General features: G+C 45.8%; 16 protein-coding genes. 13 read left to right on the forward strand and 3 right to left on the reverse strand.

Going from position 1 to position 15169, the window contains the following annotated elements; all coding sequences use genetic code 11:
- Positions 1–855: 855 nt before the first annotated feature.
- The 3 genes from LUQ50_RS10300 to LUQ50_RS10310 all read left to right on the forward strand — a co-directional run bounded on the left by LUQ50_RS10300 (position 856) and on the right by LUQ50_RS10310 (position 4065).
- A complete protein-coding gene (locus LUQ50_RS10300) occupies positions 856–1323 on the forward strand; it encodes a hypothetical protein (protein WP_300039749.1) in 468 nt (155 codons plus the stop codon).
- A 79-nt stretch (positions 1324–1402) separates the two neighbouring features.
- On the forward strand, positions 1403–1960 hold the full coding sequence (locus LUQ50_RS10305; RefSeq protein ID WP_300039750.1) for a hypothetical protein: 558 nt from the start codon (positions 1403–1405) through the stop codon (positions 1958–1960).
- Between the two features lie 152 nt (positions 1961–2112).
- A complete protein-coding gene (locus LUQ50_RS10310) occupies positions 2113–4065 on the forward strand; it encodes an alkyl sulfatase dimerization domain-containing protein (RefSeq protein ID WP_300039751.1) in 1953 nt (650 codons plus the stop codon).
- Between the two features lie 134 nt (positions 4066–4199).
- On the opposite strand, the gene LUQ50_RS10315 is transcribed toward LUQ50_RS10310, so the two are convergent.
- The gene (locus LUQ50_RS10315; protein ID WP_300039752.1) at positions 4200–5048 is read right to left on the reverse strand and encodes an alpha/beta hydrolase; all 849 of its coding nucleotides are present in this window, start codon (positions 5046–5048) and stop codon (positions 4200–4202) included.
- Positions 5049–5204: 156 nt separating this feature from the next.
- On the opposite strand from LUQ50_RS10315, the gene LUQ50_RS10320 reads away from it, so the two are divergent.
- On the forward strand, positions 5205–5606 hold the full coding sequence (locus tag LUQ50_RS10320) for a secondary thiamine-phosphate synthase enzyme YjbQ (protein ID WP_300039753.1): 402 nt from the start codon (positions 5205–5207) through the stop codon (positions 5604–5606).
- A gap of 148 nt (positions 5607–5754) precedes the next feature.
- Here LUQ50_RS10320 and LUQ50_RS10325 read toward each other — a convergent pair whose 3' ends face one another.
- A complete protein-coding gene (locus LUQ50_RS10325; protein WP_300039754.1) occupies positions 5755–8526 on the reverse strand; it encodes a NosD domain-containing protein in 2772 nt (923 codons plus the stop codon).
- A gap of 730 nt (positions 8527–9256) precedes the next feature.
- Here LUQ50_RS10325 and LUQ50_RS10330 point away from each other — a divergent pair.
- The 7 genes from LUQ50_RS10330 to LUQ50_RS10360 all read left to right on the forward strand — a co-directional run bounded on the left by LUQ50_RS10330 (position 9257) and on the right by LUQ50_RS10360 (position 12870).
- Complete coding sequence (locus LUQ50_RS10330; RefSeq protein WP_300039764.1) at positions 9257–9340, forward strand: hypothetical protein; 84 nt, start codon at positions 9257–9259, stop codon at positions 9338–9340.
- Between the two features lie 907 nt (positions 9341–10247).
- A complete protein-coding gene (locus tag LUQ50_RS10335; RefSeq protein WP_300039755.1) occupies positions 10248–10592 on the forward strand; it encodes an EVE domain-containing protein in 345 nt (114 codons plus the stop codon).
- A gap of 136 nt (positions 10593–10728) precedes the next feature.
- The gene (locus LUQ50_RS10340; RefSeq protein ID WP_300039756.1) at positions 10729–11109 is read left to right on the forward strand and encodes a nucleotidyltransferase family protein; all 381 of its coding nucleotides are present in this window, start codon (positions 10729–10731) and stop codon (positions 11107–11109) included.
- On the forward strand, positions 11106–11447 hold the full coding sequence (locus LUQ50_RS10345; RefSeq protein WP_300039757.1) for a DUF86 domain-containing protein: 342 nt from the start codon (positions 11106–11108) through the stop codon (positions 11445–11447). The genes LUQ50_RS10340 and LUQ50_RS10345 overlap by 4 nt, the downstream gene beginning before the upstream one ends.
- Positions 11448–11577: 130 nt before the next feature.
- Complete coding sequence (locus tag LUQ50_RS10350) at positions 11578–11889, forward strand: hypothetical protein (RefSeq protein WP_300039758.1); 312 nt, start codon at positions 11578–11580, stop codon at positions 11887–11889.
- 28 nt (positions 11890–11917) lie between these two features.
- Positions 11918–12205, forward strand: coding sequence for a hypothetical protein (locus tag LUQ50_RS10355; protein WP_300039759.1), 288 nt, complete (start codon positions 11918–11920; stop codon positions 12203–12205).
- Positions 12199–12870: a DUF2637 domain-containing protein gene (locus LUQ50_RS10360; RefSeq protein WP_300039760.1), complete on the forward strand. Its 672-nt coding sequence runs from the start codon at positions 12199–12201 to the stop codon at positions 12868–12870. The genes LUQ50_RS10355 and LUQ50_RS10360 overlap by 7 nt, the downstream gene beginning before the upstream one ends.
- Here LUQ50_RS10360 and LUQ50_RS10365 read toward each other — a convergent pair.
- On the reverse strand, positions 12867–13295 hold the full coding sequence (locus LUQ50_RS10365; protein WP_300039761.1) for a hypothetical protein: 429 nt from the start codon (positions 13293–13295) through the stop codon (positions 12867–12869). The two genes, LUQ50_RS10360 and LUQ50_RS10365, sit on opposite strands and share 4 nt — an antisense overlap.
- A 332-nt stretch (positions 13296–13627) precedes the next feature.
- Between LUQ50_RS10365 and LUQ50_RS10370 the strand changes: the two genes are divergently transcribed.
- Positions 13628–13834, forward strand: a complete 207-nt coding sequence (locus tag LUQ50_RS10370; protein ID WP_300039762.1) for a type II toxin-antitoxin system HicB family antitoxin — start codon at positions 13628–13630, stop codon at positions 13832–13834.
- Positions 13835–13865: 31 nt separating this feature from the next.
- A complete protein-coding gene (locus LUQ50_RS10375; RefSeq protein ID WP_300039763.1) occupies positions 13866–13991 on the forward strand; it encodes a type II toxin-antitoxin system HicA family toxin in 126 nt (41 codons plus the stop codon).
- The last annotated feature ends 1178 nt before the right edge of the window (positions 13992–15169 follow it).

Below are 15169 nucleotides of genomic sequence, written 5' to 3' on the forward strand. Positions count from 1 at the left end.
TTGTACCGGTGATAATACAGTCGGTAGTAGTATTTCCGACATCGATCGAGAGAACAATGTGATAGGTTTTTTCTTTATATTCAGGGATCGAAATCCCGCCCGGACGAATAATCCTGGGAACAGGAACATCATGAACAATACAGATGTTTTTTGCTTTCGATCGGTTGAATACCATATCTGTATATCAACGAGTTGGTATATCAAAGATTTGAACTGTATTTTTAGACTCCCGACGTTATGACATACTTTCGTTCTTCTTCCGCCTGTAGTTCTTTCGAAAAGCCGCATTTTCTTCATTCTTGCAATTTTGACGATAATATGGGTCTATTCTCCGATCCATTATTCCCGGATGATATCCTGTGAATCGAGCTGGGCAAACTGGGTTTCTTCTATTTAACCCCCGTTCCTTCAAAATTTATCTCCTCAATCTGGCCCTTGAATAATCCCGGCATTAATACTCTTAAAATTCAAAAATACAGGAGATAATCAATAATATAAACGGCCGCTATGGTTCAAGAGAATTCATATCGGTCGGATAGGTGGATGAGATGCCGAAACGGGCTTTACAGGCCCGTATAAAAACGAGATTTGGGCCCCTTTTTCCTGGGCTTTTGGGTTAGGACTTACGCAGTACTTCTTAAAAAAAATGGCATGATGATTTTCATCAGGCTCAACGTATGAAAATGCATAGCATTTTCATGACAAGAAAACGACATGAATTTATTACACTGCGACTGGCTGTCACAAGATCAAGGTGAGTATTATAACGGTAGAGTATACGATCCTGGTAAGAACCAGAAGAAATATTTTATTGGTTCTCAATACAATGGCACTATGAAATCTCTGTGGTATCTTGTGTTCATCAATTTAGTACTCATTTCACCCGTTATCGCAGCCGACACATCCAACTGGGTAAATGTCTCTTCAAATATCGGTGTAAATTTTTCAATGCCCCCTAACTGGGCCTGGGATCCGGTCGATCTGACTTCGTTGGGAATTCGGACTGATAAAAGTGATGCTGTTTTGATCATAGGGTGCACTCCCTTAAATGTGTCAGTATCTGAGGCTCGTAGTGAGAATATAACCCGTGATGTAACAAGTGAGTTGAGTGACCTGCATGTTCCCAACGTGAGTGAGGTGAAGTATGATAATAAAACTGCAATCGCCTCAGGGACCACACTGGATGGCACTATTATTGATTATATCGGAAAATTTGAGAATAATCATTACTGCCGCTGGGTTAGTGAATATTCTGATTCTGATGCTGTCATAAAATATGCAGATACATTTACCACTATTATTGAGGGAACGACTTTTTTTTAAATCCTCCTCCTTTTACCGTTATTTACTATTCTATCATGCAAAAGGAAATGCTTATGACCTCAATAGGGTACCTGCTATTATGAAAGGTGCTTTCATTTTGAGGGTTCTGACTCTGGTTCTGGTGCTGATAGTTGGAATAAGTTTACCGGGAACCTCCGATAGCGGATTGCAGTATCCCCTTAACCCATCTCCCTCAACCGGTCCGTATGATGACCAGAAATTTATGGATATTGCTACGACACAGATTATGGGCTTTTCAGGAAAGACACTTCCAACAGAAGGTAACGAACTTTTAAACCTTAAATCAGTACAGATGGAACTTTCGCGTATGAATATTAGTCCGGATTTCTATCCTCGGGCTTCTCTCGTTAATGCCTATCTGTATAATCTATCCCAGGCAGGAGATGCATATGGTACCACAAAAAGCCTGACCGATCACCCCAGCACTCTTGGAAGCCCGATATATGATCAATATTCAAAAGCACGAGGAATTTTCGCAAACGCTCTGAAAACATGGAGCGAGATAAAGGATCTCTTCCCAAAGGCTATTCCTCCGTCACTACCTGATCCAACACTCCCTATTCGGCCTTCGCAGGAACAAGTGATCTCTTCTGACTCAGTATTTAAGAATCAGTAAGATATAATGGATATTTCATAAAATTTTTTTTCTTTTCCCCTATTTTACCCGCCTACTATGGGTTTATGAACGATTTTACGATTCCATCGAATCTAAATTGTTGAAACCGACTTCTTTATCTATCAAAACTCTCTACTATTCATTGTTTACTCATGAACGTGACGAGAATTTGTCTGGCTTTTTTCTGTCTTGCTTTTGTATGTGGAATAGCATATGCAGATAACAGAAATGATGCGACCGTCTATACGATTGAGGTCAATGAAAAAGCAAATGATACCCCTGCATGGGATAACAGCGATGAAGACTTTGATTTCGCAAACCGGGGATTTATCGCCACCGATGATCCATTAGTTATTCAGTCAGCATACCCGGGTATTGAATCATGGAACACGTCGCAATACCTGTTTGAAGATGATGCCACCTGTCCGGATACGATTAATCCGCTCCTTTACAGGCAGGCAAATTTGAATAATATCAACGGGCTGTACAATGTCACCGATGGTGTGTACCAGGTCAGAGGGTATGATGTCACCTCAATGACTCTTATCAAAGGAGATACCGGATGGATTGTCGTGGACCCGATGATCACGGTCGAAACGGCAAAAGCTGCAATGGAACTGGTGAATAAAACGCTTGGGGATTTCCCGGTAAAAGCTGTCATTTACTCTCATCCGCATGTAGATCATTATCAGGGAGTGAAAGGGGTCACCACTCAGGAAGATGTAGATGCCGGCAAGGTGGAGATAATCGCCCCTGAGCATTTCATGGAACATGCACTGAGTGAGAATGTCTATGCTGGAAATGCCATGTTCCGGAGAGCAACGTATCAATACGGTACTCAACTTCCCAAGGATGCAAAAGGGAATGTAGACATTGGTCTTGGTAAAAGTCCTGCAATTGGAACAATATCATTGATTCCTCCGACAATGGATATTACCCATACCGGTCAGAGACAGACCATTGATGGTGTTGATATGGAGTTCCATTTCACCGAAAACACGGAAGCTCCGGTTGAGCTGGATATCTGGTTCCCTCAAAAGAATGCACTTCTGGTCTCTGAAGACTGTACCGCCACGTTCCATAACCTCCTGACTCTCAGGGGGGCACAGGTACGGGATCCGCTTGCCTGGTCAAATGCGCTAAAAGAGTTACTTGAGTTATACGGAGATAAGGCAGAAGTATTGCTTGGTTCTCATCACTGGCCGAGATATGGTAATGCCAAAGTCAGGGAAATCTTAGAAAACCAACGTGACATGTACAAATATGTCAATGATCAGACCCTGAATCTCATGAACAAGGGGTATACCATGGATGAGATCTCGAATATGATAGAACTTCCCGATTCGCTCAAAAAGTTCTGGTATACTTATGGGTTCTACGGCCAGGTCTACATGGGAGTCAAAGCAACGTACCAGAAATACCTGGGGTTCTATGATGCAGATCCGATCAATCTGAAGCGCCTCACTCCGGAAGAATATGCAAAGGAGATGACCGGATACATGGGTGGTTCCGATGCAACTCTTGCAAAACTTCAATCAGACTACGATGCAGGGAAGTATGAACTGGTAGCCTCTATTGCACATTATCTCGTCTTTGATGACCCGACAAATATGGCTGCACGTGAGATGGAGGCTGCAGCCCTAGAACAACTCGGATATCAGTCGGTATCAGGAACTGCGAGGAATGCGTACCTGATGGCGGCAAAGGATCTCAGAAGCCCTGAAAAGCAACAGATGGCAGCCAGCGGGATCTCAGAAGATATCATGTCTGCCATGACCATGGATCAGTTGCTGGACTTTATTTCGGTGAGGGTGAACGGAGAAAAAGCAGCAGACCAGAATTATCAGATGAACCTGATTCTGTCTGATACCGGCGATAAGGCTTTGGTACAGGTTAAAAACAGTGTTATTGTCTACTTTGTGGATGAAACTTCTCCCACTGCAGATGTAACGGTCGAGATGCCGAGGAAGACCCTTGAACAACTTGCTCTTGATCCATCCATTGCTCCGGCAGATGTTTCCACAACCGGGGATGCTGCGTTATTTGATCAGTTTGTCGGAATGCTAGATGTGTTCGACACCTCATTTAACATTGTTCTCCCCTGATTTTTTAACTCCAGATTTTTATTATAATAAAAATCTCCTAACCTTTGTTTTACCCGTAGCCAGGGTGTCTGTTCAATGGCAGAATAGCCGCTCTGAAAAAAAGAGATTACTCAATCAGCATCAGGCCCTGATGATTAGACTGGTGACTGGTTTATTCCCAGGAATGTGAGTACACATTCTCCATACTGGACCGGTGCATAATGATATCCGGTATGGGGGAGGCCTTTGAATCGCACGAGCCAGGAGCCATTAATCTGACCTGCCATCTGAACTGAAATTTTATCCGGAGTAAGAACATCTTCCGTTCCGACAACGAGCATAACATCATTGTGGATTGCTGAAAGATCGTCATACGATCCATTCCACATGAGATTTGCCCCGGATTCTTCCTGAATACCTATGGGTAGGGAGGAATTTCCGGCAGCCGCTTCGATGATTCCAAACAGATTCCGGGTCTCAGGTAACCGGATGCTGTAGGTGTTAGAGTCGAGAATGAGTTTTTTAACACATTCAGGGTGATCAATAACAAGTTGCTGGGAGGTGGAGGAACCCATGGATGCCCCGTATATGTGCATACTGTCGTAGCCGAGGGCAGATATGAGTGCAGCAGCATCGTCAGCATACATGGGAATCGTGTGTGTCACATTAGTATCACTGCTGTATCCCATCCCTCTGTGGTCATATGTGTATACATGGTATTTTGAAGCAAGAATGCTGATGAATGTCTCATTCCAGTTGTCCATTGTGGAACCAAATCCGGGAATCATCAGGATAGGTTCACCGGATCCGAAATCCCGATATCCAAGAGTAACCCCATTGACCGCTGCATATCTCACCGGAGTATCAGTGAACGATACTGGTGAAGAATTAAGATGAGACGCTGCAACAACCTGATTGGTGTCGGAATTATCAACACATCCTGATGTCGCAGGGTATGCGATGGTAAGCATAATTATCAATAATAATGCGTGTATTCTGTTCATAGGAATCCCTGTTAAATGGAGTATTTAGTAATCCGGCAGCATCTATTTTAATTTTCTTACATTCCCCATGATGGTATAATACATACCTGTTCCATTAGGAATTGATTATGGCAGATGACTTATTAAGAAAGAACAGAGGCAGGATTTGGTGATCATATGAAGTGGACTAAAATTGAGGTCAGGACCGGTTCGAGGAATGAGTTCATTGATATTACGAACAGGCTCTCTGAAGCACTGGAGAAGTCGGGTGTACTGAATGGAACCTGTTACGTGTACATGCCACATACCACCGCCGGCCTGACCATCAACGAGAATGCAGATCCTGATGTAGTAAGGGATATCCTTGCCGGTCTTTCCCGCCTTGTGCCAATGAAAGGGGATTACCGGCATGCAGAAGGGAATTCAGATGCCCATATCAAGGCATCACTAATGGGATTTTCTCTTATGGTGCCGATTATCGAGGGTCGTCTGGCACTTGGTACCTGGCAGGGCCTGTACTTTTGTGAATTCGATGGTCCCAGGAACCGACAGGTAATGGTGGGTTTTACAACTGAATAGAGTCTATATGACGTTGTTCCCCTGATCGATCTGCGAGGAACTTATGGAAGTAATCCTAGCAGACGATTGACATACGAGAAACCGGATTTCCTATCTCCGTGATATCAACGAGGTCAATTTATGCCGAATATCACCCTCTTTTTCCCGATTACCGATTTGGCCTGTTCGTCTTCACATACTCAGTTTTTCTCACGATTGCGGTTGCATCCTGGTTTTCAACCTCGAGGGTGATCGTATACCTGCCGATCCCCTCATAGGTATGAACCGGGTTTTGCAGTGTAGAATACGATCCGTCTCCGAGGTTCCATCTCCACGTTGTCGGATTTCCCGTTGAGAGATCGATAAACCTGACTGTGAGCGGGGGTACCCCGGTCACATTCTCTGCACTGAAGTCGGATGTCAGGGTGACCGGGATCGCTCCCGGTCTTACGAGCGGTGCCGTATCATTTGCCCCGGAAGCGACCAGATAGGGAGTTGTGACATATCCGTTCGGATTTGCAGGCTGCAGGTCAGACCAGCCGGTTCCATTCGGGTTGCTCCAGTAGTTTCCGGCAATATACGGGCCACCAACCACGCTGGCTCCCGGCTGCGGACCGGCAGGATTTGTCCAGATAAACCTGCCTGCATCTCCCTCTCCGTCAATATTCTTCAGGTTACCAAAATAATTGTTATATATCGATCCGTTCGCCCCGTTGCTTGTATTATCCTGGTAAATTCCAGCATCTGTGCTATTCAGGAGCGTATTGCCTGTGAACAGGAGTGTACGGGTACCATAAGGGGATAATGCGTACCTGTTGGATTCGAACCGGTTCCCGGTCAGGGATGCATTATTGGCTGACAGGAAGATACCACTGTATCCGGTGTTGGAGATGGTGTTCTGTGATATGATCGTATCAGACCCGTCTGCTTCGATCCCGCCTATTTTATTGCCGATAACCTCGTTTTGAGATGCCGTGGTGTTTAATCCTCCATAACCAATACCCAAAAGCCGGTTCCCGTCCGCGATGTTATTTGAAATAATCGAGTGGTTCCCCTCTGAAAGGATACCTATCCAGTTATTGCTGGCATTATTCCCGGTGATGGAAACGGAACCTCCCACGTTCACTATTCCCACGAATGTATTATTGAAAAGCGTATTCCCCCTGATCACTGAATCGTTACCGGACAATCTGAGACCATAATACTCAACACCTGAGATCCGGTTGTCAGCCACGGTTGCACTTCCCGTGGTTATGTTTATTCCTCTCTGGCTTCCGGAGATAGTGTTTCTGAGGATAGTCTGGTTTTCACATTCAGAATAGATGCCGTATTCTGAGTTATTTACAAGGATATTATCAGTCACGGTTGCTGACATATAGGAGAAATCAATTCCCGTGGTAGAGTTCTGGACGTTATTGCGAACAAAGGAGAGATCCCAGCCCCAACCGGCCAATCCGTATTTAGTCATATTCCTGACGACATTATCCTGTATGGTGAAGTTACTTCCCAGTACCAACAGGCCTCCTAAACCACCGTCCATCGAATTGCCGGTTAACGTTAAATTGCAATTGTATCCACCAATTCCAACCTTCTTCGTTCCAATTACGGAGTTACCGGTGAGGACTGAATTAATACCGGTGATATCTATTCCATAGGTGTTGTTATATGCCCGGTTCCCTGAAGCCAGGGAATTGGCCCCGCTCATAACGACTCCGGTATTTGAGCTGTCCCGGACAACGTTTCCGGTAACGATTGAATTATTTCCTGTTGCGTTGATGCCTTGCGGATTGGACTGAAGTGAATTTCCCTCGATAACCGCTCTCTCACCGGGTGAAAAGATACCTATCCCTAAATTGTCCGTTATGGTATTGCCGGATATGGTGGAATTATTGCCGTATGCCCAGATTCCATCATACTGGTTCGAAGAAATAATATTGTCGGCTATCAAGCTTCCGTCCGCCACCGATTCAATGCCATCTCCATTATTCCGGATGGTATTGTTCCTGATATCATTCTCCGGTCCGAGTATCGTCATTGCTCCGTACGTGTTGTTCTCCAAGACGTTGTTCCTGATACTGATGTTCGTGTCATAGAGGGTTACGATACCGAGGTTCTGGTTGTAAGAGGTGACCGAATCACGAATAACGGTGTTTGATCCTGATGCAAAGATACCCGTGTTCGTATTTTCATTCGCAGTGATCCCGGTGATGATGGTTGAGGTACCGTTTGTTTTAATGCCGTAGGTATTACCGGTGAAAGAACTGTTCCTAATAATAGCCCCTTCTCCGGTACTGATAAGTCCACGGGTAAACCCGGAGATCCGGGAGAAGTTGGCGATGGTACCGCTGGCATTCGTGAGTATTATCCCAGCTTCTGATCCCTTTCCCGTGATGGTATGTCCTTTTCCGTCAAGATGTACCGCCGGAGCAGTAATCGTTATGGCAGTAGAATTGATCGCAGTTATATCAGATTCAGGAGTATAGGTTCCCGGAGCATAGATCCAGTAATCGGTGTCGCTATCAGGATACAGGTATGAGTATCCGTAACCCTCCGGGGTTGGAGTGATTGGGACCAATACTATAGCATCGCCCTGAGTTTTCATTCCGGTCTCTGCCAATCCTGCTTGCGAGAAGTAATCCTTGTTGTCCACCCCGGATGGTAGGCGTGAGAGAGGGACTGCATCCTGGGGTTCGGGAGCCATCGCCTGGCTGAAGTTAGCGTGTTGATCCTCTCTGGTGATCTGTCCCTCAAAAATAACGGGTTCAGTCATGTGAGTATCGTTTAATCCCGACGGGAACACTATTGAAGCGATACTATCTCCACGTAATTCGAATCCTGCTGCGTTGACACTCTTCTCTACCGGCCCCGGGAGAGCCCCACACGGAAAAACGCATATTGCAAGGATAAAAACAGCAAGGAGAAGGATGCCCGGATAGTTCATCAGACACCCCCGCAACCGGGTATTAGTGTCACCGGGTGTGATTGCGCTCCATGAGATCCGGAAATGAGAGCTGTATCATTCGTATTCCTGAGAAATAAGACAACATCTGATTTCTCTGACACCATGGTGATTTCCGGTGAAACAATCCGGTGCCGCAGTTTTTCTATGAAAATCCGGCCATTGTTAAAATTATTTGGCCATATATCCAAGTCCATATCTTCCCCATCTTTCAGATCTGTACCGGTCTGGTACAGTTAGATGGAAGGCTTTTATCTTTACTTTATTATTAATATTTTGTTATTATACCGGGTGTACGTGGAGGTTGTCGGATTCATCAACTGAGGCTGATGGGATAAATCGTGTTGTTAATTATAACGGTTATCAGGCATTATGGGAGGTTCTGAGTTGTTTATTGCTTTCTCTTCCCGTAATCCAGGACTCATTAAGTCTCAAGTCCTCATTATTATCGTATGAATCTGAAAGTCGTCATCGAAAAAGACACAGAAGATGGCGGTTTTATTGTCAGTTGCTCGGCCCTTCCGGGCTTTCACTCCGAGGGTGAGACCGTAGATGATGCCCTCTTCAATATCAGGGATGCCTTGCTGTTCTCAATGAACGGGCACAACAGAGTCAAGGTGCCCAGGTCATGGAGATCATCGTATAGATGAGTAAACTTCCGGTCATGTCTGGTTTGGCTGCTGTTAAGGCTTTTTCCCGGTATGGGTTTACAATGGCTAGGCAAACCGGAAGCCATTTCATCATGATCAAACATGGCATGGACATTACCTTGTCAGTCCCCATTCTTGGTCTCTGACATACTCATCTTCCCCGCTGGTTCATGCAGACTCTTTCCCAACCGGGCCGAGCCCCATCAGCACGTACTGCACCTCCGGTACCAAAACCTTGAACCTCCCGGACTGCTCCAACCTCTCTTCACATGGGTCTCACAATTTAAGGTCTGTACGGCAATATGGATTCATCTGTTCCAGAGTACACCAGGGGAAGAGTAAGATCTCTGTAACCAGAATGACAGTACCTCATCGCTCCCCATAATTCCTCAAATTACGCGAATTTATCCAAAATAACCTGATTCCGGTATATCAGGAGATCTGCGAAATGATGGTTACTCTAAAATCAATCATACATGTCTGGATCCTTGAAAAAGGGAACAATTTCGTTTTTACACGGGGTCATGGTTAGTCCTCTCCGTCCCCCCGACCAGATCATCATCCGTCCCTCTGATCCGGGTATAGCGGCGTGATATGATGGCGATACATTTTCTTTTTATTATCAGCAAGTCGATAAAATGAATCCAAATTGACGAATTTTCAGTCAATATCATCTTGAATACCTCTCAATGGTGAGATTATTGCTAACCTTTGTTGAATATGAGGGATGTAGCGCTCTCAAAAAAACAGATCAATGGATATGTAGTAATACGGGCACTCGTCTATCTGCCAGAGGCCGTACGGATTAATGAGGGGAAAGCGAACCTGTACATAAGTTCGGATCGTTTTTAAGTTCATTTTTTTTGAGAGTGAAGAGTTTAAGGAACAGGTTACGAAATACATGATTGACAAGGTGTATGAAGAGATAATGGAAGAAGGCTAATTCGGTAATTATGGTAATCTGTTCGCCTAAGGGAACCGGGAGAACTGGGAGGTTGTAAAGAAGCACAACATCTGGGAGTTCCCAAACGGAGCAGAACTCTCCATACCTGTGTGAAAGTCGGAGATATCATCCTTATATATGCCCGGTCTGAAACCCATGCAAACGAGGTATTCCCTTCGGTTATTCTGGGCGAGTTTAAAGTAACCGAACTCTTCCAAGACACGAAATCCCTCTTCACCGCTCCTCCCCAGATGGGCGAAGAAGTTTTCCCGTACCGATTCAGACTTAAACTCGTGAAGATATTTAAAACACCCAAAGAACTCAAACCCCTGATTAAGGTGAAATCTGCCATTGGTTCATACCTCGTTGTTCTCTATCGCTCCCCTGAGGCGTGTACTGATCAGCCGGGAGTATTTAAACGATTGATCGGGTCTCTGAATGGGCTGATATTCTGAATTTATTTTACGTTTCCCGTTATCAAAGCCATATTTGACCTGCAATAGGATTGTTTGAAGGGAGGTAGATCCACCGGTCCCGAACCTACAGGCATCAGCTGTATGAGAAGAACCATGTTGACTATGGGAAAGATAGATGAAGAGGGCATTTCATATATTCTGGAGAGAAAACCGGCAGTCCGGGGTGGCTGCAGGAAATACTAGAGGGGCAATAATGACATCAGCAGTACAAACGAAGGATATATCTTCCACTCTTCATCTCTCGCTGAATGTCGTGAAGGAGCGATATAACGTGGATAAACTTGCCCTCTTCGGCTCCCGTGCCCGGGGTGATGCTCGCGAGGACAGCGATATTGATATCCTCGTTGACTTTTCACCCGGTGCCGATCTTCTTGACCTCTCCGGTCTGAAACTTTACTACGAGGATATATTTGGCATGCCGGTTGATGTCGTGCCAAGACGGGCGATTCGTGAGGAGCTCAGGGAAGCAATCCTTGCAGATGCGATTGACATATGAGAAACTGGATCCTCTATCTCCACGATATCAACGAGGCCATTTCAACGATACATGAATTCATCGCAGGGATGACTCTCGAAGAGTTTTCACGGGATAAGAAGACCATGAGTGCAGTTAGGGATCAGATCATGATCATCGGGGAAGCAGTAAACCACCTTCCTGATGAGATTCTTTCCGGGTATCCCCAGGTTCCATGGAGGGACATTGTCGGGATGCGAAACGTCCTGGTTCACTCGTATATCCGGACAGATCCGGAATTGCTCTTCCTGGTTGCCACCGAGCGGCTTGTATCACTATCCCCGGTCATCACCGGGATGATCAAAAAGTTCCCCCTATGAAAACGGAATTTTCATACCCGGTTCATTGTTCGCTGGATTGACTGGCAGCACCCGATGAACCCGCTCGTGAACCAGTTGGAGAAGACCTGGACAGATACAATATGCCACCCTGAAACAGCCGCCGAAGCCGGTGGCCCCCACCCTCGACCTGAAGGAGATCAAGACGAAGGATTTCCTCGAGGTGGACAAGGGGTATGCTCCCGGTCCGTATGACTGCTGCGGGTACAAGTGGACGAACTACCAGGAGAAGATGACCCGGGAGCGGATGAAGCAGCCAACAAGACCGAACCGGAGGATCTGCAGGAAGTGCTACTCGATCGCAAAGCAGGCTGAAACAGCACCCATTCGGGCACTTCCCGGTGTGCTGAATATCATCGGGATGGTCAGGATTACCAAAGACCTTGGCCGGTGCCAGGTGTGTAACGGGGGAAAGGCGGTATGACAGGACTCGGTGAAACGGACTGCGATCTGTGAGGTCTGTTACACGAACCACCGGTCAGGGGGGTATCATGCGGGTGAAGTTCCAGGAGTACCGGGACGAGGTGATTGCTGCGATGAATTCTGCCCGGTCCGGGACTATCATCTCACGGGGAGTGATTGAGGCAGAGATAGCGGAGAACCCGAAGCAGTATCCAGGTCTTGCCGGGAGGAGGGAGCATGCCCTCCGGCAGGCGATTTCGGTGGTGCTTCTGAATACGCCCGGAATTCTGGTTTTACCAGGAAAAAGCCGGTCTTCCTGGTGGGATAAGTCATGTTAGTCGTCCGGATGGAGCGAATGATCCCTGATGTGACCGGAGGCCTTGCGATCCTGATCATGGTCTGTGCGTTTCTGCTTTCGTTTGCGAACCTGCAGGCCGGAGCAGTTGAGGCCGGGATATCCCCCTGGCTCTCCTGGGCCTGGCCGGTCTGCATGGATGCTCTTCTGATTGCCGGGAGCCTGATGATCCTCCGGTCATCACTGAGGCAGGAGGCTACCCGGTTCGGGTGGATGGTGGTTGTTACGTTTACCGGGGTGAGCATCGGGTTTAACATTGCCCATAGTCCGGGGGATTTCGTCAGCCGGGAGGCCCATGCGGTCCCGCCGATTACCCTGATGGTGAGTATCAAGATGTTCACGATGATCATCAGGTCAGACCTGAAAGGGGAACGTGTTACATCTGTTCATGTTACATCACCGGAGCCTGAGGTAACACAACCTGATGTTCCATTACCTAGGCGGAAGGTAACAGACGAGGATGTGTTACAGTACTTTGCAGGTAACACGGACGTGACGTATCTTGATGTTGCTGAAGAGTTGCAGGTGACCAGGCAGAAGATCAGCAGGAATGTCACCCGGCTGGTAGAGGAAGGAAGACTGGTCAGGGAGGGGAAGCGTCTGTTAGTGGCTCCTGATCAGGAGAAGGATGGATGTTCCGGTTTTTAATGAGTCTCCCGCTTCAGGATCGAGATGAAGACGTATGTCTCCTCTCCATCATTGAAACTATTGAGATTCATCTGATCAGATCCGATCAATTTTCCAACTACCTGGCCTCCGGGAATATCAACAATGTAGATCGTTCCTTCATCGGTAATAATTCCGGCAAAATTTTCTATGCCAAGTTCCTGACCTTTGAAAAAGTATTCTTTAAACCCGATAAATGCCTGCCCGTTCTGTTCTGTTATGGTATACGTCATGGTATCTTCAGTAAACCCGGTACCTACCATGTACCCTGAAGATGTCCCTTTCCATGTTCCTGTTAAATTTGGAATGGAATCAGGGGTAGTTGCCTTTGTTTCAGCTGCGGTTGCCAATACCGAAAAACCAAGGACTCCAAGAATGATAATGAGGATAGCACATGCAATCTTCATACTGAATCATCTTTCATATTCCGCTTAATACTTTGGATCGTATCCACCGTTCACTGATCTCCACTCACGTCTGATTTTTCCATTATCCGCAACTTTTACCTGGATATATGATGGGTGTGTTAGGATAATCATCTGCAAGCCGGGAGGTGTAGCAATCCAAGGAAAAGAGATATTCCATGAATTCTCAAATCCATCCCATCTCCTAGCCCTGAGCCCATTCCTCGCCGGGTAACCTTAACAACCGACAAAAAAGAGAGATTCTATGAAAAACGGCCAAAGGGGGTACGGATTAATGCGGAACCTATTAAGTCTCAACCCTTCATTATTTTCGTATGAATCTGAAAGTCGTCATCGAGGAAGACACTGAAGATGGCGGTTTTATTGTCAGTTGCCCGGCCCTTCCGGGCTGTCACTCTGAGGGTGAGACCGTGGAGGAAGCCCTCGTCAATATCAGGGATGCCATCCAGGGATGCCTCGCCGTTCTCAATGAACGGGCACAACAGAGCCAGAGTGCCCGGGTCATGGAGATCACCGTATAGATGAGCAAGCTCCTGTTCATCTCTGGTTTGGATGCAGATGGCTTTTTCCAGGCATGGGTTTACCAAGGCAAGGCAGATCGGGAGCCATGTCATCATGGTCAAACATGGCATGGATGTCACCCTGTCAGTCCCTCTTCATGATCCAATGAAACGGTAACCTTGCGGAGACTGATAACCGATGCCGGTCTTTCAGTTGAAGATTTTTGTGAACTCCAATATGCCTTAATATTCTTCAACGTTTTCTGTTTTGATCACTTATCCTGCGATGGAGGGATTAGGTGCTATATTGAACTCACACATTTCTATCCCAACCTCTGGGTTCATCTCCCGGACTGCCCCGACTCCTCTTTACACGGATCTCACAACTGAAGGTTTTTGCGGCAATACGGATTCATCTGTTCCCAAGTACACCCGAGGGAGGATAAGATCTCTGAAACCAGAATGGGAGTACTCTGTTGTTCCAAATAAATCCTTAAATTACGCTTATTTTCTTAAAATAACCCGATTTCAGTACCTCCGGAGATCTGTGAACCGGTGCTCATCCTAAAATCCACCATACATGCCTGGTTTCTGGAAAAAGGAATTATCCTCGTTTTTACACGGGGTCATGGTTGGTTCTTCCCGTCGCCCCGACCTGAACTTCATCCGTTCCCCTGATCCGGGCATAGCGGCGTGATATGATGGTGATCCATTTTGGCGGTATTATCAGTGAATTGAGAAAAAGAATCCAAATTGGATGATTTTTAGTCAATACCATCCTGGTTGTCACTCAAGGGTGAGATTATTACTAATTTTCTCTGTATATAAGGAATCCAACACTCTCAAAAAATCGATCAACAGATATGCGGTAATATGGGTACTCGTCTATCGGCCAAAGGCCGTAAGGATTAATGCGGGGAAAGGGACTCTGGACAACGGGTAAGATTCGTTTTTAACTAAACAGCAGTTTCTAAAGGAGAGCGCGGCTTTGAATATTTGTTATCTGTTATCACTTAAAAAGTAATTGTGATGCCGCATAACAATCAGCCATCAATTAATCACCCCTACATCCATGCCTCGACATTAATTAGACTTTAAATAATGTCCTCTTGTAATAAATTAATCAAAATCAATTTTTCATTTTCTAGTTACAAATAAATATTCAAACTTCACATCTCATCTCATGGGATCTATGTTAAAAGTAGGAAAACCTCAAAAAATAAGGTTATCTGACGATGAATTTCTTTCAATCCAAAAAAGCGAGGAGAAAAATCCTCAATTTTACCCTATAATTGAAAGAGAAATTGATGGTGAAAATGTTAAACTTGCAGTTGTAAAATGGGAAAGAACGCTAAA

This window comes from Methanospirillum sp., from assembly GCF_028679455.1.
Lineage (GTDB): Archaea > Halobacteriota > Methanomicrobia > Methanomicrobiales > Methanospirillaceae > Methanospirillum.

Coding starts and splice junctions, on each gene's coding strand:
- LUQ50_RS10305 (WP_300039750.1), top strand. CDS start 1,403: ATGAAAGGTGCTTTCATTTTGAGGGTTCTGACTCTGGTTCTGGTGCTG.
- LUQ50_RS10310 (WP_300039751.1), top strand. CDS start 2,113: ATGAACGTGACGAGAATTTGTCTGGCTTTTTTCTGTCTTGCTTTTGTA.
- LUQ50_RS10315 (WP_300039752.1), bottom strand. CDS start 5,048: ATGAACAGAATACACGCATTATTATTGATAATTATGCTTACCATCGCA.
- LUQ50_RS10320 (WP_300039753.1), top strand. CDS start 5,205: ATGAAGTGGACTAAAATTGAGGTCAGGACCGGTTCGAGGAATGAGTTC.
- LUQ50_RS10325 (WP_300039754.1), bottom strand. CDS start 8,526: ATGAACTATCCGGGCATCCTTCTCCTTGCTGTTTTTATCCTTGCAATA.
- LUQ50_RS10330 (WP_300039764.1), top strand. CDS start 9,257: ATGGCTAGGCAAACCGGAAGCCATTTCATCATGATCAAACATGGCATG.
- LUQ50_RS10340 (WP_300039756.1), top strand. CDS start 10,729: ATGAAGAGGGCATTTCATATATTCTGGAGAGAAAACCGGCAGTCCGGG.
- LUQ50_RS10345 (WP_300039757.1), top strand. CDS start 11,106: ATGAGAAACTGGATCCTCTATCTCCACGATATCAACGAGGCCATTTCA.
- LUQ50_RS10360 (WP_300039760.1), top strand. CDS start 12,199: ATGTTAGTCGTCCGGATGGAGCGAATGATCCCTGATGTGACCGGAGGC.
- LUQ50_RS10365 (WP_300039761.1), bottom strand. CDS start 13,295: ATGAAGATTGCATGTGCTATCCTCATTATCATTCTTGGAGTCCTTGGT.
- LUQ50_RS10370 (WP_300039762.1), top strand. CDS start 13,628: ATGAATCTGAAAGTCGTCATCGAGGAAGACACTGAAGATGGCGGTTTT.
- LUQ50_RS10375 (WP_300039763.1), top strand. CDS start 13,866: ATGCAGATGGCTTTTTCCAGGCATGGGTTTACCAAGGCAAGGCAGATC.